Origin of the sequence: Dyella sp. SG609 (assembly GCF_012275375.1) — a bacterium.
Classification (GTDB): Bacteria; Pseudomonadota; Gammaproteobacteria; order Xanthomonadales; family Rhodanobacteraceae; genus Dyella_D; species Dyella_D marensis.
In genome coordinates, this window is the sequence record NZ_JAAZQJ010000002.1 from 18071 (window position 1) to 38906 (window position 20836).

The 20836-nt window shown below is 66.9% G+C and carries 13 protein-coding genes; 3 read left to right on the top strand and 10 right to left on the bottom strand.

Annotation, left to right across the window (positions count from 1 at the left end; translation table 11 throughout):
* Positions 1–12 precede the first annotated feature (12 nt).
* A complete protein-coding gene (locus FHW85_RS03535; protein ID WP_168647358.1) occupies positions 13–1047 on the bottom strand; it encodes a cytochrome P450 in 1035 nt (344 codons plus the stop codon).
* 122 nt (positions 1048–1169) lie between these two features.
* Positions 1170–1292 carry a tryptorubin family RiPP precursor gene (locus tag FHW85_RS22270; RefSeq protein ID WP_214570649.1) on the bottom strand — a complete coding sequence of 41 codons (123 nt, stop codon included), beginning with the start codon at positions 1290–1292 and terminating at the stop codon, positions 1170–1172.
* Between the two features lie 278 nt (positions 1293–1570).
* Here FHW85_RS22270 and FHW85_RS03540 point away from each other — a divergent pair, with 278 nt between their 5' ends.
* The 3 genes from FHW85_RS03540 to FHW85_RS03550 all read left to right on the top strand — a co-directional run bounded on the left by FHW85_RS03540 (position 1571) and on the right by FHW85_RS03550 (position 5543).
* Complete coding sequence (locus FHW85_RS03540; protein WP_168647359.1) at positions 1571–2110, top strand: hypothetical protein; 540 nt, start codon at positions 1571–1573, stop codon at positions 2108–2110.
* A 179-nt stretch (positions 2111–2289) separates the two neighbouring features.
* Complete coding sequence (locus FHW85_RS03545; protein WP_168647360.1) at positions 2290–3789, top strand: Gfo/Idh/MocA family oxidoreductase; 1500 nt, start codon at positions 2290–2292, stop codon at positions 3787–3789.
* 230 nt (positions 3790–4019) lie between these two features.
* Positions 4020–5543: a right-handed parallel beta-helix repeat-containing protein gene (locus FHW85_RS03550; protein ID WP_210427700.1), complete on the top strand. Its 1524-nt coding sequence runs from the start codon at positions 4020–4022 to the stop codon at positions 5541–5543.
* Between the two features lie 110 nt (positions 5544–5653).
* Here FHW85_RS03550 and FHW85_RS03555 read toward each other — a convergent pair whose 3' ends face one another.
* The 8 genes from FHW85_RS03555 to FHW85_RS03590 all read right to left on the bottom strand — a co-directional run bounded on the left by FHW85_RS03555 (position 5654) and on the right by FHW85_RS03590 (position 20835).
* On the bottom strand, positions 5654–7261 hold the full coding sequence (locus FHW85_RS03555; RefSeq protein WP_168647361.1) for an MBL fold metallo-hydrolase: 1608 nt from the start codon (positions 7259–7261) through the stop codon (positions 5654–5656).
* Between the two features lie 82 nt (positions 7262–7343).
* Complete coding sequence (locus FHW85_RS03560) at positions 7344–8348, bottom strand: NAD(P)H-quinone oxidoreductase (protein ID WP_168647362.1); 1005 nt, start codon at positions 8346–8348, stop codon at positions 7344–7346.
* A 4-nt stretch (positions 8349–8352) separates the two neighbouring features.
* Positions 8353–8886 (bottom strand): MaoC family dehydratase, encoded by a 534-nt coding sequence (locus tag FHW85_RS03565; RefSeq protein ID WP_167257352.1) that lies wholly within the window; start codon positions 8884–8886, stop codon positions 8353–8355.
* 44 nt (positions 8887–8930) lie between these two features.
* Positions 8931–10163 (bottom strand): aminotransferase class I/II-fold pyridoxal phosphate-dependent enzyme, encoded by a 1233-nt coding sequence (locus FHW85_RS03570; protein ID WP_168647363.1) that lies wholly within the window; start codon positions 10161–10163, stop codon positions 8931–8933.
* Between the two features lie 67 nt (positions 10164–10230).
* Positions 10231–11562 (bottom strand): arginine deiminase family protein, encoded by a 1332-nt coding sequence (locus FHW85_RS03575; protein WP_168647364.1) that lies wholly within the window; start codon positions 11560–11562, stop codon positions 10231–10233.
* Positions 11559–12494 (bottom strand): CoA ester lyase, encoded by a 936-nt coding sequence (locus tag FHW85_RS03580; RefSeq protein ID WP_210427701.1) that lies wholly within the window; start codon positions 12492–12494, stop codon positions 11559–11561. Before FHW85_RS03580 ends, FHW85_RS03575 begins: the two co-directional genes overlap by 4 nt.
* A 56-nt stretch (positions 12495–12550) precedes the next feature.
* Positions 12551–17668 carry a non-ribosomal peptide synthetase gene (locus FHW85_RS03585; RefSeq protein ID WP_168647365.1) on the bottom strand — a complete coding sequence of 1706 codons (5118 nt, stop codon included), beginning with the start codon at positions 17666–17668 and terminating at the stop codon, positions 12551–12553.
* On the bottom strand, positions 17665–20835 hold the full coding sequence (locus FHW85_RS03590) for a non-ribosomal peptide synthetase (RefSeq protein ID WP_210427702.1): 3171 nt from the start codon (positions 20833–20835) through the stop codon (positions 17665–17667). The genes FHW85_RS03585 and FHW85_RS03590 overlap by 4 nt, the downstream gene beginning before the upstream one ends.
* Position 20836 lies beyond the last annotated feature (1 nt).

The following is a 20836-nucleotide window of genomic DNA, read 5'->3' on the forward strand; positions in this document are numbered from 1 at the left end:
TTGGCATTGGCGCTACATCGGCGCGACCTGGACCTCGGCGACACCCAGCAGGCCGGCCAGCGGCACCTGCGCGACTTTCTGCCGCGGACTCACGGTTACGCCTTGCTTGCGCAGCAGATCCAGAAACATTTCCGCCAGCGGCAGCACCATATGCTGCCCCCAGCAACGCTCGGACTTGTGGCCGAAGGGCAGGTAGCCGGGCAGGTCGTCGGGATTCAGGTGTTCCCAGCGCTCCGGCAGGAACTCGTCCGGATCGCTCCACAGGGCGGGAGCGCGGTGGCTGACCAGCGGCAGGATCAGCACGTCGTCAGCGGGGCCGATGCGCGCATCGATCGCCGGGTATTCGGGCGATGCGTTGCGCAGGATGTTCCACGACGGCGGCAGCAGCCGCAGCGTTTCGTACAGCACGTGCCGGTTCGATACCGCGTCGTCGAACGGCGCGCCCAGCCAGAGCGCGTTGGCGACCAGGGTCGAGATGGTGAAGCACACCGGGGCCGCGGTGCGCCGGTACATGCCCATGGCGTAGCGGCGTTCGCGATAACTGGCGGCCGCGGCCGTCGCCGCGGCGATGGCGGAGGCTTGCGGCCCCGCGCGCAGCGGCCATAGCGCGCCGGCCGTGATCACCGCCCAGGTCAGCTTGGGCGTCAGCTCCAGGATGCGATCCATCAGGAAGCGCAGGCGGCGCGGATCGCCGCCCAGGATCAGGTCGCGCAGATAGACATGCCCGACGTGCGGCCACGGACCACTGAGATCCACGTCGCCAGGCGAAGGTTTCTTCAATGCGGCGCGCACGTCGCGCCCGATCGCCTGCATCGACTTCAAGGCATCCGGACGCGCAATGGAACGACCCAGCAAAGGCTTGAAGGTCGGCCGCTCGGTTTCGGTCGCCGGCCTGGCCTTCAGGATGCGGTCCATCAGCTCCGGACCGGCGACGCCGACCGTGTTCGCATCCAGCCGGAACAGATCGTCGCCGGCGTGATCGCGCAGGAGCGCCTGGAGGCGGGGAGCGAAGACGGTGGGGCGGACGTGCCTGGCGGTCGATGACATGCGGTCGGGAGCCTCGAGGGTCGGCGGAGCATCCGGCGGCGCCCCGATCTTCCGAGGCGACGCCGGACGCGGATGGATCAAATGACGCTGCGCTCTCTACGGCATCGAGGCAGCGCGGCCATTCAGAACCAGATGTACCAGGCGTAGTCCTTCAGGCTCTTCTCACGCTCGAACAGGTTCTTGATGGCAAAGAGGCTCTTCTTCATGTCAGCTACCTTTTCAGTGAGGATCCAGACGATAGGCATCCATTCGATGATGGCGTTCCCTGCGCGGCCGCAGATCGTGAAGATCGGAGGCCGTTGGCGAAGCTATGCCAGCCGGACGGAACAATGGAGTCGCTTAGGGCCGGAAATCTGGTCTTTCGAGGCCGGTTCGAAAAAACAGTGACCTCAGGGTGTCGGCGGCGTGAATAAATCGAATAGCGGGGCGGCCACGGCATGATCGGCAACGGCCGGCCGAGCTGATGCCGTTGCGGATTCGCCCAGGTCCGGTCATGGTGCGGCGATACACAGAGGACGTGTGCGTGGACGTTTTCGATCTAGCCCAGCATCCCGACCGGATCAGCCCGGCTTATTTCTTCTTCCTCCTCTTCGTGGTGCTCGGCATAGGCGGCAGCTGTTTCATGCTGTATCTGATCCGCAGCGGACGAAAAGGCGCGTGGTTCTATCTCCTGCTTACCCTGACCATCACGGTGGGCGCGTGCGGGGCGCTGCTGCACGAGGTGCGCCATGCCGCCGCGCTGAAGGAGCAGGTGCTCAGCGGACGCTTTGCCACTGTCGAAGGTTGCCTCGACCAGTTTCATCCAGGGCTCGCCTCGTCGAGCGAAGCCGATTCCGGCGTGGAGCAATGGTTCGTGGGCGGGCAACTGTTCGATTACGGGCCGGATGAAATCCGGCTGGGCTATCACGCGACCGAACCTGGCGGCGGCATCGTCCATGCCGATTCCAGGGTCAAGGTCGGCTATGTCCGCGACGAGGTGCTGGCACGCAACGATATCGTGCGGCTCGAGGTCGTCCAGCATGCATGTCCGGCGGCGGGGGATTACGCCAGGCAAGGCAGGTAATGGCCGAAGGGTGCGGTGCGTCCTTGATCCTCTGATCACGTTGCAGCCAGAATGCTGTGGATCGGATATCGATATCACGCGGGGTTGCAGCACCCATGACGGATGAATCGAAAGTCGCGAAAGAGCAGCAGGGCTCCCGCATCGGGGGAGCCTCCGGGGGTACGGAAGCAAGCGGCAAGATGTCCCGCCGCGAATTCCTTACCGGCACAGCCATGGCCGCGGCCGGGCTGATGATCGTGCCCCGCCACGTGCTGGGTGGGCCTGGCCATATGGCGCCCAGCGATCGATTGAACATCGCCGGCATCGGTGTCGGCGGCATGGGTCTGCACAATATGCGCGCCCTGGCCGGCGAGAACATCGTCGCGCTGTGCGATGTGGACTGGGCTTATACGGAGAAGTCCTTTCACGGGATGGTCGGCGGCCTGGGGAAAACGCAGGCACGCCTCGACAGGGCCCAGACCGCCAGGGAACGCCTGGAGCTGCAGAACGAGATCGAGCAGACCCGGCTGCTTGCCGGCAAGTTCAGTGCAGCCAGGCGCTATACCGACTACCGCCGGATGCTCGAACAGCAGAAGGATATCGACGCGGTCGTCATCGCAACACCGGATCACCTGCACGCGGTGATCGCCAGCGCGGCGATGAGTCATGGCAAGCACGTGTATCTGCAGAAGCCGCTCACCTGGTCGATTTACGAAGCCCGCGAGCTGTCCAGGAAGGCGAAGGAAAATCCCAGGCTCGTCACGCAGATGGGCAACCAGGGACACTCCAGCGACGATGCCCGCCTGATCAACGAGTACATCGCGGCCGGGGCGATCGGCGATGTCCGCGAAGTCCACGCCTGGACCAATCGCCCGCTGGCCTACTGGCCGCAGGGCATTCCGCGTCCGCGGACCAGGCCGCGGCCGGACGATGCAAGCTGGAACGAGGACGCGGTGATGGACCGGCTCGCCAACGCCATGGCCGGCAACTATCCGAAGCCCGAAGGGCTGGCATGGGACCTCTTCCTCGGCCCCGGCCCCGTCGTCGAATACCACCCGCTGTATCACCCGTTCAACTGGCGCGGCTGGGTGGACTGGGGCGTGGGCGCCATCGGCGACATGGGAGCGCACCTGATCGATTCCCCGTTCTGGTCGCTGGACCTGGGTTTTCCGAACTCGGTGGAAACCGTCTCGACGCCATTCAACGAGGCGTCGTATCCCATGGCGACGATGACGTATTACGACTTCCCCGCACGCGGCAGCCGGCCGCCGGTGAAGCTCACCTGGTACGACGGCGCCTTGCTGCCGCCGGCGGTGAAGGCCTTGGGGGCGGTGCAGATAAGCAAGGACGGCGGCGTACTGTACGTTGGCGACAAGGGTGCGCTTATCCACGAGACCTATGGCGCGAACCCGCGTTTATTGCCGCAGTCGTTGCATGATTCGGTGGGCACGCCACCGCAGAAGTACGCGCGCATCAAGACCTCGCACGAGATGAATTGGGTGGATGCGTGCAAGGGCAGGGCGGAGGCGTCGTCGCCATTCCCGTACGCTGCCCAGCTGACGGAGGTCATGCTGTTGGGTGTCGTGTCTCTTCGCGCGGGCGGCAGGATCGAGTACGACGGGGCGAACATGCGCATCACCAACCTGCCTGCTGCCAATGCGTTTCTGCGGCGTGAATACCGGGAAGGGTGGGTGCTCTGAAACAGCCGCCGCTCGCGTTACCCAATGCACGCGGGTTTCACCCGGCGAGATAAGGCCGCGCATGGACGGGTTTCATCCCACGCTTAATCGCTCTGTTCCCTTGACGGTGAAAGATGGCGGCGCACTGTGCAGCCAATCGCATTTCACTGGCGAAGGTTTGCGCGATAGTCGCGCCTCCCTTGGCGCCAGTCGCCATGACGTGTCGCCTCATCATCGCAAGGAGAGAACGCATGAGGATCCTTCGTGACGCCTTACGGAAGGCCGGCCATGTCGCCGCGCTGACAGCCGTCTTTTTGTCGGCATCCGCCATGGCGCAGCCTTACGTTGCAAGCAATGCAGCACCGCGCCTTTCACCGGCCGCCGCCACGGCCGTTTGCGGGGACGCGTCCATTTTGAATGGACCGTCAACGCCACCGGCAGGGGCCATCACGGTGCCGGCCGGCGATAACAGTTCCTTCAATTTCCGCCAGGCCGGAAAGGTCTTCTGGTTTGCTCCTGGAGTCCACAAGCTCGGCACCGGCATTTACAGCCAGATCATTCCCGCCGACAACAGCGTTTTCATCGGTGCGCCGGGGGCGGTCCTGGATGGCCAGCACACCAATCTGTATGCCTTCACCGGCCAGGCCACCGGCGTCACCATCGAACATCTGACCATCCAGAACTTCGGGGCCGCGGACGCGAACAACAACGAAGGCGTCGTCAATCACGATGCCGGCCACGGCTGGACGATCCAGTACAACACCGTGCAAGGCAATGCCGGGGCCGGCGTGTTCGTCGGCAGCTCCAACACCCTGAAATACAATTGCCTGACCGGCAACGGGCAATACGGCTTCAGCGCCTACGAGCCGGACGGCGTCTCGAATGTCGTCATCGATCACAACGAGATTTCATACAACAACACCTATCGCTGGGAGACGGCCAGCCCGGGGTGCGGCTGCACCGGAGGTGGCAAGTTCTGGGCAACGAACAAGGCGGCCATCACCAACAACTGGTTCCACCACAACCATGAAGGCCCGGGGCTGTGGGCGGACACCAACAACAACGACTTCGATATCGAGAACAATGTTTTCAGCGATGAGGAGAACTCGGGCATTATTTACGAGACGTCCTACAACGCACTGATCAAGAACAATACGTTCCTGCGAACCGCCCATACGGCCGGACCGGACAACCCTGGCTTTCCGACGAGCGCCATTTACCTCTCCGAGAGCGGTGGAGACGCCCGTGTTCCGGCCCGCTACCAGACCATCGCGATCACGGGCAACACCTTCATCGACAACTGGTCGGGCGTCGTGATCTGGGAGAACGCGGACCGCTTCTGCAATTCGCCCGCCAATACCAGCAGCGGCGACTGCACGCTGGTCAATCCCGCCGTGGTGAATCTGTCGACCTGCGTGGCGGGCACGATCGACAAGGCCCCGTACTATTCGGATTGCCGCTGGAAAAGCCAGAACATCCAGGTGACGGGCAATACCTTCAGCTTCAATCCTTCGAATATCGGCTCGAATTGCACGGCGGATAACGGATGCGGCTGGCAGGGCCTGCTTTCGAACTGGGGAACCTATCCGTCATGGTCGCCGTACCAGGGCGATGTGATTGAGCAAGCCATCACCTTCAACCAGGCCAACGTATTCAGCGGCAACACGTACGTGGGTCCGTGGCAGTTCATGGTGGAGGACCAGGGCCAAAGCCTGACCCCGGCGGAATGGCAGGCTGCGCCTTATAACCAGGATGCCGGCAGCAGCTTTCACTGAGGAGCGCGCCATCCAGTACCGGGCTCCGGCTTTGGCTCGGAATCGGTGAAGTAAAAGGTTTCGGTGCGAAGAACAGTGTTCCGCGCACCGAAACCTCGCCGCCTCCATGCTTACATCCGCATCGTCCGCGATCCGCACAGCCGTTCCGCCGCCAGTCCGGCTTCGCGGCAGCGGCCGATGAACTTGTCCGACTCGACCATCTGCTTGCTCTGCGGCGTGTATTCCAGTCCAGCCACGAATCGCAGCCATGGCTCCTGTCCCATGGCGTAGACATAAGCCGTCTTGCAGCCGATTTCCTCCACGATCCTCCAGGCGTTCTCGCTGCCGGACCCTGACAAACGCCGCGAATCATCGTCCTTGCGGCTGATCGGCTGGCTCAGGTAAGGACCGTACAGCCAGGTAAGCGGCGCGCCATCGCACTCCATGCCGATAAACAAGGTGTCGACCTTGCCCAGCCGCTGCACGATACGCCGGTAAAGCGCGCGATCCTTGCCATCGGAGTCCGCCAGGAACATCAGCGTCCGGCCCTGCAGGTCCACATGCAGGCCGTGCTTGCTGGCGATGCTCAGGTCGGCGTGCTCGCCGTAGAAGGGCAAGGCGGTGAGGTGGCCGCCGGGAATCGCCACGCGTTCCATCGCGTCGAGCACCTGCACGCGCGGCTGGCCGATGGCCTGCAGCGCGAGTTTCATCGATGGGTCGGCCAGGCTGTTGGCGTTGTTGCGTGGCACCAGGATCGTGCCGATGCGGCCGCGCAGCTGCAGCAGCGTCTCGACGCTGAAATGGTCCTGATGATTATGGGTAAGGAACACGTAGTCGATGCGGTCCGGCAGGTCGTGGAACGTAAGCCGGCCGTCGTCGCCATCGTCCCAGGCCAGGAACGGATCGATCAGCACCGACACCTCGGCACTCTGCACCAGCACGCAGGCGTGTCCGAAGTAGCGCACGCGCACGCCTTCGCCGGTGAAATCCGGTTCGTTGCGCGGCGGCGGCGTTTGCGCGAAATAGCCGCGCAGCCGCGTGCGCGCGGCATCGTCGGCGACACCCAGCGCATCGGCGATGGCGCCAAACGGAACCGGCGAGAGCCGGCTTCGGGAGACCAGGTCGTACGAGGCGCTGTCGAACGGCAGCGGCACGACGAAGCGATCCTCGCCGTCCAGCCGCGGCGTGTTGATAAAGAAGTTGCGCTGCGCGTCCGGCGTCTTGCAGAAGGCGATTTCCTGCGCCGCGGTGCCGGCCAGTTCGCCCCGGTAGATCAATTCCTCGAACACGCGCAGCGAAGGATGGTGATTGAGGTCGTAGCTGGCCTCTACCAGGCCGGCGAGCGATGCGGGCAGCGCGTCGTAATGGTGGTCCAGGCTGAAACCGGTTTCGCTCTGCTGCAGCTGGCGATCCAGCTTGATCAGGTCTTCGGCGAAGCCGAGCAGGTCCGCGCCGCGCGCCAGGATGTCCTGCTGCAAGGCGCGCACGGCCGGTACGTCTCGCTGGCTCAGCTCCAGAAAAGAACCACCGAGCATTTTCGGGTTCTTTCTCGCCGCCTCGTGCACCGCCGGATTGGCGATGAACGATTTCAGCATCGGCAGGTGGCGAAACGCCAGCGACAAAGCCAGTTGCACCGGCGCGACCAGATGGCCCCAGGCATACCAGCGGAAGACCAGCGGCTCGAGCTTGGTATCGGGTGCAAGGTAGACCAGGTCGTGGTCGGCAGCGGTGGCGTTCATGCTTTCTCCATGACAGAAATCGGATCGCAGGCAGGGGCGCGGCGAACGGCAGGCCGGGATCGGGTGCAGCGGATGGCGCGGCTCACAGCAGCGATGTTCCTTCCGTATCGCGCACCGCCAGCACGATCTTGCCGATATTGCGGTTCTCCTCCATCTCGTGCTGGGCCAGCGCGAGATCAGCGAGCGGATAGGTGGCGTGGATGACGGGGCTTATCTCGCCCTGCCGCAGGGGCTTGAGCCAGCGCTTGCGGAAGCGCGCGTTCACGCCGCGCTTTTCGGCCATCGGGCGCAGCCGCAGCGACGAACCCTTGATCTGCAGGCGGCGCTCCACCAGCAGCAGCAGGTCGATGTCCGCCGACAGGCCGTCGAGCAGCCCCGCCGAGACCATGCACCCACCCAGGCGCAGCGCGCGCAGGTTGCGCTCCAGATACGCACCGCCGACGAAATCCAGCACCAGCGCAACACCCGCGCCGCCGGTGAGGCGCAGCACCTCGGCGAGGAAATCCTGTTTCCTGTATTCGATGACGTCCGCGGCGCCGAGCCCGCGCAGTGCCTCGGCCTTGGCCGGGGAACCGACCGTGCAGATCGGCCGCGCGCCAATGTGAAGAGCCATTCGCAGCGCGGTGGTGCCGATGCCGCTGGCGCCGGCATGGATAAGCACACTGTCGCCCGGCGCCAGTCCGCCGAGTTCGAATAGGGTTTCGTTGCAGGTCAGAAAGGACTCGGCCGTCGCCGCGGCCTCTTCGAAGCCGATTCCGTCGGGAATCGGGTTGGCCATAAGGCGGTCCAGCAGGCAGAACTCGGCGCAGCCGCCGCCTTCCACCACGCCGTAGACGCGCTGGCCGTGTGAGAAACCGGACACGTTCTCGCCCCAGGCTTCCACCGTGCCCGCAATTTCCACGCCCGGAATAGTCGATTGCCCGGCAGGTATCTCGTATTCGCCTTCGCGTTGCAGCACGTCGGCCCGGTTGAGGGCACTGGCATGCACTTTCACCAGCAGCATGTCCGGCGCACACACCGGCATGGGCAGTTCGCGCCGCGCGATCACATCGGGACCGCCAGCGCCTTCATAAATCATCGCCAGCATCCGCTCAGTACCCCGCATGGTCTTCGGTCTCCTGGCCGCGTGTCGGCACAAGGAAGCTGCGCTCGAAGGTGAGGAAGACTTCGCCGGTGGACAGCAGCCCACGCGTCCGGCAGCTGACGATCCCCGCGCCCGGCCGCGTCTCCGAAAGCCGCTTGGCCAGGATCTCGCTCTCCGCATAAATGGTGTCGCCCGCGAACACCGGATGGGTGAGGCGCACCTTGTCCCAGCCCAGGTTGGCCAGCGCGCGGCCGCTGGTGCTGCGTACACTCATGCCGCAGACGATGCTGAAAGTGACCAGGCTGGACATCAGCGGCCGTTTCCACGGCGTATGCGCGCAATATTCGGCATCGATGTGCAGCGGCGAAGGATTCATGCTGAACCCGGCCATCAACAGATTGTCCGATTCGGCCAGCGTGCGTCCCGGACGGTGCTCGAATACATCGCCCGGGCGGAAGTCGTCGTAGCAGAAGCCGATGACCTCGCGATAACGGTTCTCGCCGACAGCCCGGTAACCCCACAAACGATCGTCTCGATCCATGTACGACTGCGCTCCTGACGGCTGCTGTTCTGACGGTATGGCACTCATGCGCTGGCCATCAGCGATTCGACGGCGTCGCAGAAATGGTCCAGGCGATCGGCTTCCAGATCGGCGCGCAGCATCACCCGCACGCCGGCCGCACCCCGCGCGACGATCGGGAAGAACACCGCCGAGCAGTAGTAGCCGGCGAGGTAAAGCTGTTCGGACAGGCGCACCGCCAGATCCTCGTCGCCCACGTCGATCAGGCGGATCGGCAGGCCGTTGCCCGCGAAGCGGGTAGGGAAGCGTTGATCGAACACATCGATGTTCCGCTGCAGCTTCGCCTGCAGCTGGCCGAGTTCCGCCGTGCGGTGCAGCTCGGCGCTGGCGAGGCAGGCGCCTACCGCCGCCACGTCCATATTCTGCGACCAGGTCACCGGACCCGCGTTGCGATACAGGAACTGGAAATCGCGCTCGCTGCCGAGCATGGCCACGCCGCCCGAGGCGCCGAACGCCTTGGCCAGGGAGCCCACGATCATGGTCAGGGGATTCATGTCCATCCTGGAACGGACATAGCCCTCGCCGCGCGGCCCCTCGATCGACAGCGCATGGGAGTCGTCGAAATAGAGGAACAGCCCGTAGCGGTCCTGCAAATCGAGCAAGCCCTCCAGCGCGGTGCGCCCGCCCATGGAATAGGCGCCGTCGGCGACATAGGCCACGCGCGGGTATTTCTTGCAGATGTCTTCCAGGTAGTTCAGGTCGTTGTGCGGGCAATTCAGCACCAGCGCTTCGTCGCCGCAGATCGGCTTGATGTAGGCCATCGAGAAGTGGCAGAAGCGGTCGAACACCATCACCCGCGGGCCGCTGCCGCCGCCGATGTGTCCGGAGGCGATCAGCGGCAGGATCCCGGCGGTGAGCACGCTGCAGCTCACGCCGGGCAGCGCGGGCGCGCCGTAGAGATCGCGCAGGCTTTCCTCCAGTTCGACCAGCAGCTTCAGCCGCACGCGCACTTCCGCGATCGACAGGCCCGTGGTCCCGGCCTTGCGCAGCGCGGACACCGCGCCCTCGATGATCTTCGGGTGGTGGTTCAGGCCCAGGTACGAGCAGGAGCACAGCAAGGTGAACTCGTGCCCGGTGTCGCGCACGATCAGGCGATCGTTGGACTCGTGGTCGACCTGGATATTGAGCAATCCGCTATCGGCCGCGCGCAGCCACACCCGCTCGCCATGCGCGAGCATGGCTTCGGCATTGCGATAATGATGCGGTCCGACGATGTCGTTCGACTCGCTCTGGTTCATGGCGGTTTCCTGGCTGATGGGGATCGGCGATACGCCGGTGCGAAGGGAAAGGGATGCACGGAGCGGCTCATCCGCGCTCCAGCGGCAAGGTCAGGCAGTGCGGCCCGCCCCACCACGGCCAGAGATCGCGGCCATCGAAGGTCTGCACGTCGACGCCGCGGGCTTGCAGCGCCGCATGGGTGCGCGGCGCATCGGCATACGCGAGCACCCGGCCGGGCGCGGTAGCCACCAGATTCGACGCTTGCTTGTCGTGCTCGGCGAGCACCACACGGAAGAAATGCTCCATGTCGAGGGCGTCCATGGCGGCGCCGCCGACGAAGTCCACCTGCCAGCCCCAGGTGCGGACCAGGTCGACCAGCTTCATCCCTTCGCAGCTGTCGTCCACATCGCCGCTGCCGGCGCGGTAGCGGCGCACCCATCCGATGCCCGCGAGGCTGGCGATGGCGGCGTCCGTCTGAGCGGCGTCGACGGTGGGCTCCACCAGCAGGCCTTTCAGAAACCGGGTGAGCGGATCGCGATCCGCATATGCAGCTTCGAGGAAATAGGGCAGCGCGACCGCGAGCCGGTTGTCCACGCGCGTGAAGCAGCTGTCCAGGTGCAGGAACATATGCGTCAGAACGCTGCTGTCCGGCTGCCAGCGCACCGTGCTGCTACCGCGCATGCGCACGGCGATCACGTCCATGTCGAGCCGCCTGGCCAGTAGCGGGGCAACGCGCGGATCCGTGCAATGGCCCACGCCTGCCAGCAAGGTCCGCTCGTCGACGACCTGCAGGTCGCCGCCCACCAGGCAAAGCCCCGCTTCGAGGGCGTCGAACAGCACGGGGTATGGGCGCAGCGAGGGCGCGAATTCCGCCGCGAACCGCATGAGCGCCGCCTCGCCCCGCCGCGACGGCGAGATGAAGTTGCCCAGTATCCATCCGCGCGGCGTCATCACCGCCAGGTCGCGGGTGAAGGCAAGCCCGAGGCGATGGTCGACGATATGCCGGTAGATGCCCTCGGCATCGGTCTGGAACTGCACCTGCCCGGCGCGGGCCAGCAGCGTGGCGCCGGTCGCCGAGCCGGCCCAGGGCGCGAGGCGGGGCAGGGAGGCGCGCAGCCAGGTCGCGAACTGCCCTTTGCCGCGGGCTTCCTCGATCGCCTCGTCCAGCAGCCGCTCCATCGACAGCACTTCCGCGCCGGAGGCTGCGAGCAGGCGTTCGAGTTGCGCGTGCTGCCGCGCGGCCTCCACCGGCGGCGGGTTGTAGTGCAGGAAATTGCCGGTCGCGACCTCAAGGTGATAATCGGTGGGCGATGGCGCATTGACGATCACGCGCCGCAACGGCGCGATGTCGGAAACCACATACGGCGCCGCGGATGCGGCGGCTTCCTCCAACGGGATCCTGCGCGTCAGGCCATTCATGCCCGGCCCATGTTCGCTGGCTCCGCGTAACGGTCCTTGGCCATCGGCCGCGGCGCGTCGAACTCCTGCAGCAGGCGCCGGGCGGATTCGATGAACGGCGCGCCGACGGCAACCCCGTCGATCAGGCAGATGCCGCTGCCGTCGCTGGCGCTCGCGGCGACCAGGCGCCTCGCACGGTCGATGTCGTCCTGGCTCGGGGAGAAAATCTCGTTGATCACCGGCACCTGGCACGGATGCACCGCGGCCATGCCGCCGTAGCCAAGCTCGCGGGCGCGCCTGGCCGCGGTCACCATGCCGTCCGTGTCGCGAACGTCGAACCAGGGCGATTCGAGGGGATGCAGGCCGGCGCCGCGCGTAGCGGTGACCAGGCGTGAGCGCGCGTAGTGCTGCGAGTGCCAATCGATCGACGTGCCGGTGGTGAGCGCGAAATCGGCGGCGCCGAAGATCGTCGCGGTCAGGCGTGCCCGCGTGGATACCGTGGCGGAGATGTTCTCGATGCCCAGCGGCGTCTCGATGATCGCCATCAGTTCGACGACGCCGCCCAGCAGGCTGCCGGCGATCTCCAGATCGCGCGGCGACTCGACCTTGGGCACCATCACCACGTCGGGCTTGTACGGACACCCGCACAGTGCCAGCAGATCGAGCAATCCATCGGGGCTGCCCAGATTGTTGATCCTTACCGCGCGCCGGCACGCCGTGATCGAGGGCCTGGAGAAGAACGCCACGGCGCGGTTCCTGGCCTCGGCCTTATGGATCGCGGCGACGGAGTCCTCGAGGTCGATCAGGGCGATATCGGCATCCGTCGCATCGGCCTTGACCGATCGCTCGGCCACCAGGGCGGGCGTGAAGAGGATCGATCGGCAATAACGGCTGAACTTTTTCATGTTCACCACCCATCGGCTGACACTCATTCCGGGTTGAAATGCCGGCACCGTGCTGCATGCGCAGAGCCGGGACGCATCCTGCGACCTCCGCCGCCAGGCCGCCGCTACCACAGCATGGAAGTCTCCTGCTCCAGGCGCGCTCCACGCACGGCGGACGGCTGCGGCGCCGTGATGACGAGGGTCGAGGCGACATAAGCCGGAAGCAGCCGGCTCACGCGGCCCCGAAGCTCATCCGCATTCACGGACTGGCCGGGCCCGGTGACGACGTACGACACCAGCTGCTTGCGTCCGGGCTCGTCCTCGCGCAGCACGCTCGACGCGTGCGCGATCGCCGGATGCGCGCACAGCAGGGCGTCGATCCGCTCGATGTCGATGGCGGAATCTGCGCCCGGCGCCGGGCGCCCGGCGGGTGCCTGGAGCACCGGCGAGCCGTCCGCCGACCAATAGGCAAGCTCCCCGGTCCGGTACAGGCGGCGGCCAGCGGTGAACGGATGGGCGATGAAGCGGCAAGCCGTCGCGGCGGGCGAACCGGCGTGATGGCTTTCGATGCCGTCTCCGGCGAGATACAGGGCGCCCGTCACACCCGCCGGCACCGGCTGCAGCGTGCCGTCGAGGATATAGGCATGAACCTTCTCCGCGCGCAGGCCCGCCGGCATCGATGCGCCGGGAACCGCGCGCGTGGCGGCCGACCATGCGCCAAGGATGCGAGCAGTTTCCTCGTCGTCGAGCAGGCTGCGCGTCCCCACGGGCGCGTCCGGCGCCTCGGCCATCGTCTTCAGCACCCCGGCATAGCCATCCGCGTAGCGCTGCAGCGTGGCCAGGTCGTAGAGATGGCCATGGCCAGTGACCGTGGCGGTGATTCCGTTTGCGTCGCGCTGGAAATCCATGCCCAGCGGGAAGGCCGAATGCCCCTCGCCGCTGCCTACGTCGAGCTTCTTGCCCAGTTCGTTGAGCTGGTCGTAAACGTGGAAATGGATGTAGTTGAAGATGACGCCGATCCCGTTCTTCAAGCCGCTGTCGCGCAGGATCGTGGGCAGCGGATAGCGCCGATGCGGGAACAGGCGGCTCTCCGCCTCCATCACGTCCCGGATCAGGCCGCGCCAGCTGGTGCTGCCGATGCGCATGCGCAGGAACACCGCATTGAGGAACAGGCCGATCAGCTTTTCGGCATCGACCGCCTCGGGGCGTCCATGGGTGACGATCGCCGTCGCCACGTCGCGGCTGCCGGTCAGCGCGCTCAGCGCGGCCATGTGGGCGGACAGCAAAATCGTCTTCAGCGGAACCTGGCTTTGCTGGGCCAGGTCGACCAGGCCCTCGAAGGTCCGGTTCGATATTTCGATCAAGGCGTAGTGTTCCGGCGGCGCGTGGGACGCGTCTTCGCGCACCGGCAGGACGCTGCGCTGCGCCTCCACCGGCCGATAGCCCGCCAGCATGTCGCGCCAGAAGCGCTGCGTGGTCTCCGCGGCGATCGCCTGCAGCTCCAGCGCGATGTAGTCGCGGTATTTGATGGGCAGAGGCACGGCGGGCACCGTGCGTTTCTCCAGCCTGGCCTGGTAGCGCTGCATGAACTCGGTCACCAGGCTGGCATCGCTCCACCCGTCCAGGACGGCGTGATTGAAGCTGAGGGTGAAGCGGAATTCCGCGTCGGTCATGCGATGCACGAACACACGCAGCAGGGGCGGCTCGTGGACGTCGAAAGGATTGCGCGATTCCTGTCCGCACCACCGGTCGAACGCCGCTTCCCGCTCCGCTTCATCCAGGCCGCGCAAGTCGTCGACGGCCAGCGGCACGCTGGCGGATCGATGCACCAGCTGCAAGGGCACGCTGTAGCGATCGAAGTCGTAGCTGGTGCGCAGCACCTCATGGCGCAGGGCCAGTTCATCGAGCACGCCGCGCATCGCCGCCGCGTCGAAAGGCAGGCGCATCGAGGCGCAGAAGACCACGTGATAGAGCGACGAAGCGGTGTCGTAGCGGTTGTAGAACACCATGCCCGCCTGCACCTGGCTGAGCGGGTAGGCGTCCTCGATGTGTTCGGGGACGAGCTGGCGATCCGCTTCGGCAATGAGTTCGAACGCCTCCACCGGGCGCGCCTGCCCGTCCACCGGGAAAGTGGCGATCGCCGCCAGCCTGGCGACGCTCTGATGATCGAACAGATGCGCCAGATCGAAGGCGACGCCCGCGTTCTGCGCACGCGCCTTCAGCTGTATCGCCAGGATCGAATCACCGCCCAGATCGAAGAAGCTTTCATCCATGCCGACCTGTTCCAGGCCCAGGATGTCGGCGAACAGCCGCGCCAGCAGAACCTCTTGCGCGGTGCGCGGTTCGCGGCGTCCGGCCGGGACGAAATCCGGTGCGGGCAACGACTTGTGATCGAGCTTGCCGTTGTGGGTGAGCGGCAGCGCCTCCAGCAGCACGACCGCCGCCGGCACCATGTACTCGGGCAAGCGCGCGCCGAGCTGGCGGCGCAGCGCGGCAGGATCGGGCGCCTGGCCCGCGGCGGCCACCACATAGCCGACCAGGCGCTTGTGCCCGGGCTGGTCTTCGCGCGCCACGACCACCGCCTGAGCCACCCCGGCCTGCTCGCGCAACGCCGCCTCGATCTCGCCCGGCTCGATCCGGAAACCACGGATCTTCACCTGCGCATCGATACGGCCGACGAAAACGAGCTGGCCATCGGCGCGCCAGCGCACCAGATCGCCGGTGCGGTACAGGCGGCCGCCCGGCGGGCCATAGGGGTCGGCCACGAAGCGCTCGGCGGTCAAGGCGGGACGCCGCAGATAGCCGCGCGCGAGTCCCGAGCCGGCCAGGTAGAGCTCTCCGGGTACGCCGATCGGAACCGGGCGCAGCCGGCGATCCAGCACGTAGGCGCGCGTGTTGTCCATCGGCGCGCCGATGGGCACGCCACCATCGGCCTGCCAGAGCGGCGGCAGCGCATGGCAGGTGGCGAAGGTCGTGGTCTCGGTTGGACCGTAGACGTGCACGATCCTTGCGTGCGGGCAGGCCTTCATCACTTTCTCGAAGGCTTGCGTCGATGCCGCCTCGCCCCCGCTCCATAGCGTGCGTACGCCAGCCAGGCACTCCGGCATGTCGGCGATAAGGCGAAACAGCGCCGTGGTCAGGAACAGCGCCGTGACCTGTCCGTCCACGATGGTGCGCGCCAAGGCATCGATATCGGTCTTGCCGGGCGGGGCGACCACGATCTGGCGTCCGCTCAACAGCGGCACCCAGATTTCGTAGGTGGACGCGTCGAAGACCTGCGGTGAGTGCAGCAGCACGCGCTGCTGGCGATCGTCCTGCCAGCGCCGGTCCAGGGCCAGATCCAGCACGTTGCGATGCGTGACCGCGATGCCCTTGGGCAGGCCGGTCGAGCCGGAGGTGTACATCGCATAGGCCAGATGGGCCGGCTGCAAGGTATGCATTGGAGCAGTCGGCGGCTGCTGCGCGATCGCTTCGGCTTCTTCCTCCAGCACGACCAGCGCACCCCAGTGCGTGGGCAGCCGGTCGAGCAGATCCGCCTGCGTGACCAGCACCGGCGCCATGCTCTCGCTCAGCATCTGCGTCAGGCGCTCGGCGGGGTAATCCGGATCCAGCGGCAGATAGGCGGCGCCCGCCTTGACGATGGCCAGGGTGGCCGTCAGCAGTTCGGGCGAACGCTCCAGGCACAAACCCACCAGCACATCCGGCCCCACGCCCAGCGATTGCAGGTGGTGCGCGAGACGGTTGGCGTCCGCGTCGAGCTCGCCGTACGTCATCGTCCGATCGCCGGCACGCATCGCGACGGCATCGGGTGTGCGCGTGGCGACGGTGGCAAAGGCATCGGCCAGATTGTCCGCGGGCACGGCGTGCGCCGTCGCGTTCCAGTGCTCCAGCACATGCAGGCGCTCGGATGCCTCGAGCAGGTCGATCCGGTCCAGCGGCAGATCCGGTTGCGCGGTCGCTGCCGACAGCAGGCGCAGAAACCGGTCGACCAGGCGTTGCGCGGTATCCGGTTCGTACAGATCGAGCGCGTATTCCAGGTCGCAGCCCAGCCCCGCGGGCGCGCCATCGGCGTCGAACTCCTCGACGAAGCCGAAGCCCAGGTCGTACTTGGCGACGGCCACGTGCATGAAATCGAGGGTCAACTGCAAGTCCGCGAAAGCGCTCGCCGCGGCGGCATTGTTGTTGAGCACCAGCGCGACCTGGAACAACGGGTGCGCGCCCTGGGTGCGCTGCGGATTGACCAGCTCGACGACGCGCTCGAAGGGCAGCGCCTGATGGGAAAAGGCGGCGAGATCGACAGCGCGTACGCGGCGGATCAGTTCGCGCAAACCCGGTTGGCCCGAGGTGTCCGTGCGCAGCACCAGCAGGTTGACGAACAGGCCGACCATCGCCTCCATCGCTTCGTCGTCGCGGCCGGCGACGGACGTTCCGATCGGCAGATCGTCGCCCGCGCCATGCAAGGACAGCAGCGCCGCCACCGCGGCATGCAGTGCCATGAACAGGCTGGCCTGGGTTTCGCGGGCCAGCTCGCGCAGACGGCGGTGCACCGGCGCGGGGATTCTGAAAACCACGCTCGCCCCGCGGTGGCTGGCATGCGCGGGACGCGGCCGGTCGGCGGCGATCGTCAGCTGTTCCGGCAGGCCGGCCAGCGCCGATGTCCAATAGTCGATCTCGTGCGCCACACTGCTGGCCGGATCGTGCGCCTCGTTCATCCATTCGCGTTGCCACAGGCTGTAATCCGCGTACTGCACCGGCAGCGGCGCCCAGGCCGGCGCCTGGCCGCGGCAGCGCGCCGCGTAGGCGGCCGCCAGGTCGCCGGTGAGCGGCGCGAGCGAGCTGCCATCGCTGGCGATGTGATGCAACAGCAGCAGCAAAACGTGCTCGTCCGGCCCCAGCCGGAACAAGGTCGCGCGGATGGGGATTTCCGTGGCCAGGTCGAAGACGTGCCCGGCCGCCTCGCATTGCGCCGCTTCCAGCGCGCCGGCATCGACCTCGCGCAGCTCGAACGGAACCCGGGCCTGTGCGGCTTCGCGCACGATCTGCCGGCCCACGCCTTCGACGTCGGCGAAGACGGTGCGCAGGCTTTCATGCCGGCTCGCCACGTCGTCCAGCGCCGCCTGCAGCGCATCCGCGCGCAGCGCGCCGCGCAGCTTCAGCAGCAGCGGCACGTTGAACAAGGTGTTCGGGCCTTGCAGCTGCTGCAGGAACCAGAGCCGTTGCTGGGCGTACGACAAGGGGATCATGAGGGGGATTCCGTGGCGCGCATGGGGCGCAGCGGCGCGCGGGCAGGACGGCGCGCCGTTTCCATGCGCGCGGCGAGCTGGGCGACCGTCGGCGCGTCGAAAATATCGGCCAGCGGGACCTCGGCGCTCATGACGCTGCGGATGCGCGAGATCAGGCGCGCCGCCAGCAGGGAATGGCCGCCCAGTTCGAAGAAGCTGTCGTCCACGCCGACCTGGTGCAGGCCCAGCACTTCGGCGAACAGGCCCGCCAGCGCCTGTTCCTGCGGCGTGCCCGGCGCGCGTGCCTGCGCGCGGTCGAAGTCCGGCGCGGGCAGGGCGCGGTGATCGAGCTTGCCGTTGGCGGTGAGCGGCAGCGCGGGCAGCGGCACGAGCGCAGCCGGCACCATGTAGGCGGGCAGGCGCTCGCCAAGCGCCCGGCGCAGGGCGGCGGTGTCCAGCGTGCGGTCCGGCGCGCCGACGAGGTAGGCCACCAATTGCTTCTGTCCGGGCCGGTCCTCGCGCACCACCACCGCCGCCTGCCGCACGCCAGGCTGGGCCAGCAGGGCCGCTTCGATCTCCACCGGTTCGATGCGGAAGCCGCGCAGCTTCACTTGGCGGTCCGCGCGCCCGACGAAATCCAGCGTGCCGTCCGCACGCCAGCGCACCAGATCGCCGGTGCGGTACAGGCGCTCGCCGGCATGGAACGGATCGGCCACGAAGCGCTCCGCGGTCAGCGCGGGACGCGACAGATAGCCGCGGGCCAGGCCGGACCCGCCGAGGTACAGCTCGCCCACCTGGCCGACCGATGCCAGCTGCAAGGCGCTGTCGAGCACGCAGGCGCGCATGTTGTCGAGCGGCGCGCCGATGGGCAGGCTGCCGGCCGGTTGCGATCTGGCGCGCATGGGGTGCAGGGTGGCGAACGTGGTCGTTTCGGTCGGGCCGTAGGCGTTGCACATGGTCAGCCGCGGACACGCCGCCAGCAGCCTGGCGACGTGCGGCGGCGACAAGACTTCGCCGCCGGAGATGACCCGCCGCAGGCCGGCGAAGGCTGCCACGTCCTCGTCGACCATGAGGTGGAACAGGCCCGCGGTGACCCATAGATCGGTGATCCCGCCCGCCACGACCGCGCGCGCCAGCTCCCGCGCGCCGAGCTTGCCGCGCGGAGCGACGACGATGCGCCAGCCGCGCAGCAGCGGCACCCAGATCTCGAAGGTGGAAGCGTCGAACGCCAGCGGCGCATGCAGCAGCAGGCGCCGCTCGCCGCCGTCCTGCCAGCGGTGATCGAACGCCAGGTCGATCACGTTGCGCTGCGTGACGACGATGCCCTTGGGGGCGCCGGTCGATCCCGAGGTGTAGGTGGCGTAAGCCAGATGCTCGTCCTGCAACCCGTGCGGCGGCGCCAGCTCCGGTTGCGCATCGATCTCCGCCGCTTGCTCGTCCAGGACCAGCATCAGGCCCCAGTGCGCCGGCAGCCGATCGCGCAACGCCGCCTCGGTGAGCACGATGGGCGCCATGCTTTCGTTGAGTATGGCGGCGAGCCGTTCGGCGGGATGCTCCGGGTCCAGCGACAGATAGGCGCCGCCGGCCTTGACGATGGCGAGCATGGCCACCAGCAGGTCCAGCGAACGCTCCATGCACAGCCCCACCAGCACGTCCGGGCCGACACCCAGGCCGCGCAGGTAATGCGCGAGCTGGTTGGCGCGGCGATCGAGCTGGCCGTAGCTGAGCGTGCGTTCGCCGTCGGATGCAACGACGGCGTCGGGATCGCGCGCTGCTTGCGCCGCGAACAGGTCGGGCAGGGTGCCTGGCGGCATCGGCCGGGCGGTGCGGTTCCACTGGTTCAGCAGGCGGTCGCGTTCTTCTTCGCCGAGCAGGTCGACACGGCTCAGGGGCAGGTCCGGCCGCTTCGTCACCGTGGCGATCAGGCGAGCCAGCTTTTCGGCGTAGCCCTCGATGGTGGCGCGGTCGTAAAGATCGACCATGTATTCGATGCTGCAGGACAGTCCGTGCGCGCTTCCATCCGCTTCCGACTGCTCGATGAACTCGAACGTCAGGTCGTACTTGGCGGTGCCCAGCGGCAGGAATTCCGTACGCACCGCCAGGTCCGGCATCGCAAGGCTGGCGTTGCGATTGTTCTGCAGCACCATCGCCACCTGGAACAAGGGATGCTGCGACGACTGGCGCAAGGGATTGACCATGTTGACCAGGCGCTCGAACGGCACCTCCTGGTGCGAATAGATCGCCAGGTCCGTTTCGCGCACCCGATCGAGCAGCTGATGGAAGGAGGGATCGCCGGAGGTATCGGTGCGCAATACCAGCAGGTTGACGAAGAAGCCCACCAGGTTGTTCAAGGCCTCGTCATGGCGCCCGGCCACCGAGGTGCCGATGGGCAGGTCGGTGCCGCCGCCGAGCCGGGTCAACAGCGCGGCGACCAGCGCGTGCAGCACCATGAACAGGCTGCAGCGGTGCCGGCTCGCCAGCTCGTGCAGGTCGCGCAGCACGGCGGGACCGAAGTCGACCTCGACGCTGTCGCCGGCATGGACGGTCCTGCCCGGGCGCGGGCGATCCGGCACCAGGCCGGTCTGCTCGGGAAGCCCGACCAGCTTGTCTTTCCAGAACGCCAGCTGCCGCGCGATGTCGCTGTCCGGATCGGATTCCTGCGCCATCCACTCCTGCTGCCACAGCGCGTAGTCGGCGTACTGCACCGGCAGCGGCGGCTGATCCGGTGCGGCGCCGCGGCGCCGGGCGGCGTAGGCGATGCTCAGGTCTTCCATCAAGGGCGCCCAGGACCAGCCGTCGCTGGCGATGTGCTGGACCAGCAGCACCAGCGTGTGGCGGCGCTGCGCCACCCGGAACAGCGCGGCGCGGAGCGGGATATCCCGGGTCAGGTCGAAGCGGTATTCGGAGAACGCCCTTGCCGACTGCGCCAGCGTTGCCTCAGTGGCATCGCTCCGCTCGAAGGTCAGTTCGACCGCGGCCGGATCGAGCACGACCTGCTCGCCCACGCCGTTTGCTTCGCGGAAGATGGTGCGCAGGACCTCGTGCCGGACGATCACGTCCCGCACCGCCGCCTGCAAGGCGTCCGCGTCCAGCTCGCCTTCCAGGTGCAAGGCCAGGGGCACGTTGAAGGTGGTGCTGGGGCCTTCGAGCTTGTGCAGGAACCACAGGCGCTGCTGGGCGAGGGACATG

What these genes read in the sequence shown, in the direction of transcription:
- FHW85_RS03585 (WP_168647365.1), bottom strand. Translation starts at nt 17,668, where the DNA reads ATGATCCCCTTGTCGTACGCCCAGCAACGGCTCTGGTTCCTGCAGCAG.
- FHW85_RS03535 (WP_168647358.1), bottom strand. Translation starts at nt 1,047, where the DNA reads ATGTCATCGACCGCCAGGCACGTCCGCCCCACCGTCTTCGCTCCCCGC.
- FHW85_RS03590 (WP_210427702.1), bottom strand. Translation starts at nt 20,835, where the DNA reads ATGTCCCTCGCCCAGCAGCGCCTGTGGTTCCTGCACAAGCTCGAAGGC.
- FHW85_RS03555 (WP_168647361.1), bottom strand. Translation starts at nt 7,261, where the DNA reads ATGAACGCCACCGCTGCCGACCACGACCTGGTCTACCTTGCACCCGAT.
- FHW85_RS03570 (WP_168647363.1), bottom strand. Translation starts at nt 10,163, where the DNA reads ATGAACCAGAGCGAGTCGAACGACATCGTCGGACCGCATCATTATCGC.
- FHW85_RS03550 (WP_210427700.1), top strand. Translation starts at nt 4,020, where the DNA reads ATGAGGATCCTTCGTGACGCCTTACGGAAGGCCGGCCATGTCGCCGCG.
- FHW85_RS03545 (WP_168647360.1), top strand. Translation starts at nt 2,290, where the DNA reads ATGTCCCGCCGCGAATTCCTTACCGGCACAGCCATGGCCGCGGCCGGG.
- FHW85_RS22270 (WP_214570649.1), bottom strand. Translation starts at nt 1,292, where the DNA reads ATGCCTATCGTCTGGATCCTCACTGAAAAGGTAGCTGACATGAAGAAG.
- FHW85_RS03575 (WP_168647364.1), bottom strand. Translation starts at nt 11,562, where the DNA reads ATGAATGGCCTGACGCGCAGGATCCCGTTGGAGGAAGCCGCCGCATCC.
- FHW85_RS03565 (WP_167257352.1), bottom strand. Translation starts at nt 8,886, where the DNA reads ATGGATCGAGACGATCGTTTGTGGGGTTACCGGGCTGTCGGCGAGAAC.
- FHW85_RS03560 (WP_168647362.1), bottom strand. Translation starts at nt 8,348, where the DNA reads ATGCTGGCGATGATTTATGAAGGCGCTGGCGGTCCCGATGTGATCGCG.